The organism is Geminicoccus flavidas (genome assembly GCF_009806515.1).
GTDB lineage: Bacteria > Pseudomonadota > Alphaproteobacteria > Geminicoccales > Geminicoccaceae > Geminicoccus > Geminicoccus flavidus.
The window spans coordinates 1-3664 of record NZ_WUJP01000779.1; the positions used below are offsets into that span (position 1 = coordinate 1).

The 3664-nt window shown below is 71.5% G+C and carries 5 protein-coding genes; 2 read left to right on the forward strand and 3 right to left on the reverse strand.

The window, feature by feature from the left end:
- Positions 1-61: 61 nt before the first annotated feature.
- The 3 genes from EQG76_RS32990 to EQG76_RS22440 all read right to left on the reverse strand — a co-directional run bounded on the left by EQG76_RS32990 (position 62) and on the right by EQG76_RS22440 (position 2896).
- Positions 62-967 carry an OmpA family protein gene (locus EQG76_RS32990; RefSeq protein ID WP_159716541.1) on the reverse strand — a complete coding sequence of 302 codons (906 nt, stop codon included), beginning with the start codon at positions 965-967 and terminating at the stop codon, positions 62-64.
- A gap of 216 nt (positions 968-1183) precedes the next feature.
- Positions 1184-1858 carry an Hpt domain-containing protein gene (locus tag EQG76_RS22435; protein WP_159716542.1) on the reverse strand — a complete coding sequence of 225 codons (675 nt, stop codon included), beginning with the start codon at positions 1856-1858 and terminating at the stop codon, positions 1184-1186.
- 120 nt (positions 1859-1978) lie between these two features.
- Positions 1979-2896 carry a pseudouridine-5'-phosphate glycosidase gene (locus EQG76_RS22440; protein WP_159716543.1) on the reverse strand — a complete coding sequence of 306 codons (918 nt, stop codon included), beginning with the start codon at positions 2894-2896 and terminating at the stop codon, positions 1979-1981.
- A gap of 119 nt (positions 2897-3015) precedes the next feature.
- On the opposite strand from EQG76_RS22440, the gene EQG76_RS22445 reads away from it, so the two are divergent.
- Positions 3016-3399 (forward strand): tellurite resistance TerB family protein, encoded by a 384-nt coding sequence (locus EQG76_RS22445; RefSeq protein ID WP_265338966.1) that lies wholly within the window; start codon positions 3016-3018, stop codon positions 3397-3399.
- 85 nt (positions 3400-3484) lie between these two features.
- Positions 3485-3664: NAD(P)H-hydrate epimerase (locus EQG76_RS22450; protein WP_321573499.1), on the forward strand; the 180-nt coding region annotated here is incomplete at its 3' end.

Sequence of the window (3664 nt, forward strand, 5' to 3'; positions counted from 1 at the left end):
CTGGGCGACCAGCCACGGGCGGGGCTGCGTCTGACACGAGCCCTGGGAAATGGCCGGCCGGTCAGTCGGCCGGCAGGGTGAACTCGACCCGGCGATTCTGCGGCTCGCGCACCCCGTCCTCGGTCGGGACGCGCGGCCGGGTCTCGCCGTACCAGGTAACCTCCATGGCCTCGGCAGGCACGCCCATGGTGGAGAGGACCGCCGCCGCGTTCTTCGCCCGCCGCTCGGAGAGCTGCAGGTTGTAGGCCTCGGTGCCCGAGCGGTCGGCATGGCCGGCCAGCACGATCCGGGGGGACTGGCCGCTGCGGTAGGCCGCTGCGACCTCCTCCAACACGGTCTGGCCGACCGGCGTGATCGTGGCGTCGTCCCAGGCGAAGAACACGATGAAGGCCTGCTCCTCGTCGCCGTCCAGCGCGGCGTCGACCCGGTCCATCGCATCCTCAAAGCGCTTGCGGCACTCGGCGACCTGATCCGTCCGCCCGGCCTCGGCACCCTCGAACCAGCAGTCCCAGGCGACCTGGGCGCTGGCGGCATCCAGCGGCGCCAGCTTGCGCGCGTTCCTGCCGAAGGCATCGAGCAGCCGGGCCCGGCCGGTCGCCAGCGCGCCGTCGGCATCGGTGCCGGCAGCGCGGTAGTCCAGCCCGTCCGGCATCACCACCTGGTCCGGCACCTGCGCCAGCCCCTTGGCCGAGGCCACCGCCTTGCGCAGGAAATGGTCCTCGTCGCCGTCGTCGCCCTGGTCGCCGATGGTGTCGGCGAGCTCCAGGTAACCCACCCGGAGCTGGTCGTTGAAGGCCGGGCCCTGCGGGACCATCCGGCGCACCGCCTCGATGTCGTATTGCTTGAGGTAATAGTCGTCGAGGCCGGCCGGGTTGAGCGTGCCGAAATGGGGAGCCGGCGCCTGGGTGCAGCCCACGGCGACCAGGCCCAGGCTCGTTGCCACCAACAGACGCGCGCCGTTCAGCATCCTGCACCTCTTCCAGTCACCACCCTGCCGGCGGCGGGTTCGACAAACGCTGCTTGCCGCAGGCGACGTCCGGTCATGCTGGAGCATGGCGCCACCGTTGCCGCGCGGGGGTTGCCGCGCCGGCGACAACAGGACAGGCGGGCGATAGCATCAAGACTTTCCACCATTGCGCGGAGACGGCGAAACCCACGGTGTTGCAGCGGAGCCGCGCGCGGCTCATCCCGGACGCCGCAGCGCTGCCAGATGCGCGTCCATGAAGGCTTCCGCCCGGTCGAGCGTCGCCGCCAGCGCCTGGACCCGCTCTGGCGTGACGCCGTGCGCTTCCGCATCCAGCGCCAGCATCGCCACCTCCCTCGCGCCGAAATTGGCCGAGGCACCCTTTAGCGAATGGGCGGTGCGGCTGGCATCGGCGCCGTCCCAGGCAGCCCTGCCCAGCTCGGCCAGGTAGTTGCGGGCGGTGGCGAAGTAGAGGACCGACAGTTCCTCGAACAGGTCCGGGTCGTCGCCGGCGAACTCCCGGAGCCAGGCAAGGTCGACCGGGTCGCCGTTCGGGGGGGCCGGCACCGGTTCCGCGTCCAGCACCGCGCGCACCGTGGCCAGGAAGGCGCCGAACTCCAGGGGCTCCAGGAGGCAGGCGCGCACTTCCGGCCGGTCCGGCGGTGCGGTGGCGACGCCTACCAGGATGGTCGGCACCGCCGGGCCGCCCGAAGCGGCCTGATGGGCACGGGCACCGGCGATGACCAGCAGATAGGCGGTCCAACCGGGCGCCACGCCATCGGCGGCCTCGTCCACCTGGTAGCCCAGGCTTTGGAGGACATGGCGCACCAGCCGGCGGGTCGACGACGTCACCCCGGTCATCAGGATCCGGCGCGGCTCGGTAGATGCGTCCATGCTGAACTGGAACCCGTGCGACCAACCGAGGGCGACGATGGCGGCTGGCAACGCGACGGGTCAAGCCGTATTTCGCGCTCAGATTGAACTGATCTGCGATTCGTTCGCCTTGAATCCGACCTAGCTTCGCTCGCTGCGGGCGATGCCGCAGCGCCTGGCCAGCCGGGCCGCCAGCCCGGCATTGGCGACGATCAGCTCGCGGTTGAGTTCCACCGTCCTCCCCTCGGACAGCCGGGCCATGGCGGCGAGCAAGGCCGGGGTGGCTGCCTTGCCGCTGCGCTCCGCCTCCGGCACCGAAGCGCGCGCCTCGGCCACCAGCCGCGCCACCTCCGCACCGCTGAGCGCCAGGTTCGCCGGCGGCTGGGCCGCCAGCACCACCCCTGAGCCGAACCCGAGTTCCGCCCAGGCGGAAAGCCAGCGCTGCAGCGTGCCCTCGTCCCAGACCGGTGCCACCGGCAGGCCGGTCTCGGCGGTGTAGAAGCCCGGCATCTGCTCGGTCTGCCAGCCCAGCACCGGGATGCCGAGCGTCTCCAGCCGTTCCATGGTGCGCGGCAGGTCCAGGATGATCTTCGCGCCCGAGCAGACCACGACCGCGCGGGCCCGCCGGATCGCGTCGAGATCAGCCGACACGTCGTCGCTCTGCTCGACGCCCTGATGAACACCGCCGATCCCACCGCTCGCCATCCAGCCGATCCCGACCTGGCCCGCGACCTCCACCGTGGCGGCCACCGTCGTCGCGCCGTTGCCGCCGTTCGCCATCACCAGCGGCAGCTCGCGCAAGGAGCACTTGGCGAAGCCCTCCTCCTTGGCGAATCGCGCGAGCTCGGGCTGGGTCAGGCCGACGCGCAGCGTGCCGTCCAGCACGCCAATCACGGCCGGCACCGCGTCCTCCGAGCGGACCGCGTCGGCCATCCGCAGCGCGGTCTCGAGATTGTGCGGCCAGGGCAGGCCATGGCTCACCAGCGCGGTTTCCAGTGCCACCACCGGCCGGCCATTCTGCAGGGCGGTGGTGATCTCGGCGGCGACTTCGATCGGCATGGTTGCGAGCCTCTCCCGACATCCGCATATCTGCCGCGGCCGGCAGGCCCAGACGGGCATCCGGGTCAATCTCAAGGGGCATGCCGATGTCGTCGTTCGCTCGTCAACAGAAAGCACTGGTGACCACCATGGTGCTGATCGCCGCGGCCGAAGGCGAGATGACCGACAGCGAGCTCGGCATGATCGGCCGCCTCGTCGCCACCTTGCCGGCGTTCCGCGACTTCGATCGCGAGAGCATTCCCGAGATCGGCCGGCATGTGGCGCTCGTCCTGCAGAAGGAGCGCGGGGTGGACGAGCTGGTGACCGAGATCCAGGAGGCCCTGGACCGGCCGATGCGCGAGACGGCCTACCTGCTGGCCTGCGACGTCGCCGCGGCCGACGGGGTGGCGGGCCAGGAGGAGCTTCAGGTGCTGGAGAACCTGCGCGACTGGCTGGAGATGGACAGCCTAGTGGCCGCGGCGATCGAGCGGGCGGCGGCTGCCCGCTATCGCAACCACCACTGACGGCGGCAGGCCCTTGGCCGGCGAACCCGCGCACCCCGGCGGTTCCCGCAGGAGCTTCCCCTGCCCGGCCCCGGCCGACGGCGTGCTGCTCGCACCTGCAGAAGTGGCGCGACTGGACCGCTTGGCGATCGCAGCCGGCACCCCTGGCAGCGTGCTGATGGAGCGCGCGGGCACGGCGGTCCTGCGCGCGATCCAGGCGCGGTTCGCCCGTCGCCCCGTGATCGTCCTTTGCGGCCCCGGCAATAATGGCGGCGATGGCTGGGTG

Excerpts from the sequence above, each read along its gene's own strand:
- EQG76_RS32990 (WP_159716541.1), bottom strand. The coding sequence starts at position 967 with ATGCTGAACGGCGCGCGTCTGTTGGTGGCAACGAGCCTGGGCCTGGTC.
- EQG76_RS22435 (WP_159716542.1), bottom strand. The coding sequence starts at position 1,858 with ATGGACGCATCTACCGAGCCGCGCCGGATCCTGATGACCGGGGTGACG.
- EQG76_RS22440 (WP_159716543.1), bottom strand. The coding sequence starts at position 2,896 with ATGCCGATCGAAGTCGCCGCCGAGATCACCACCGCCCTGCAGAATGGC.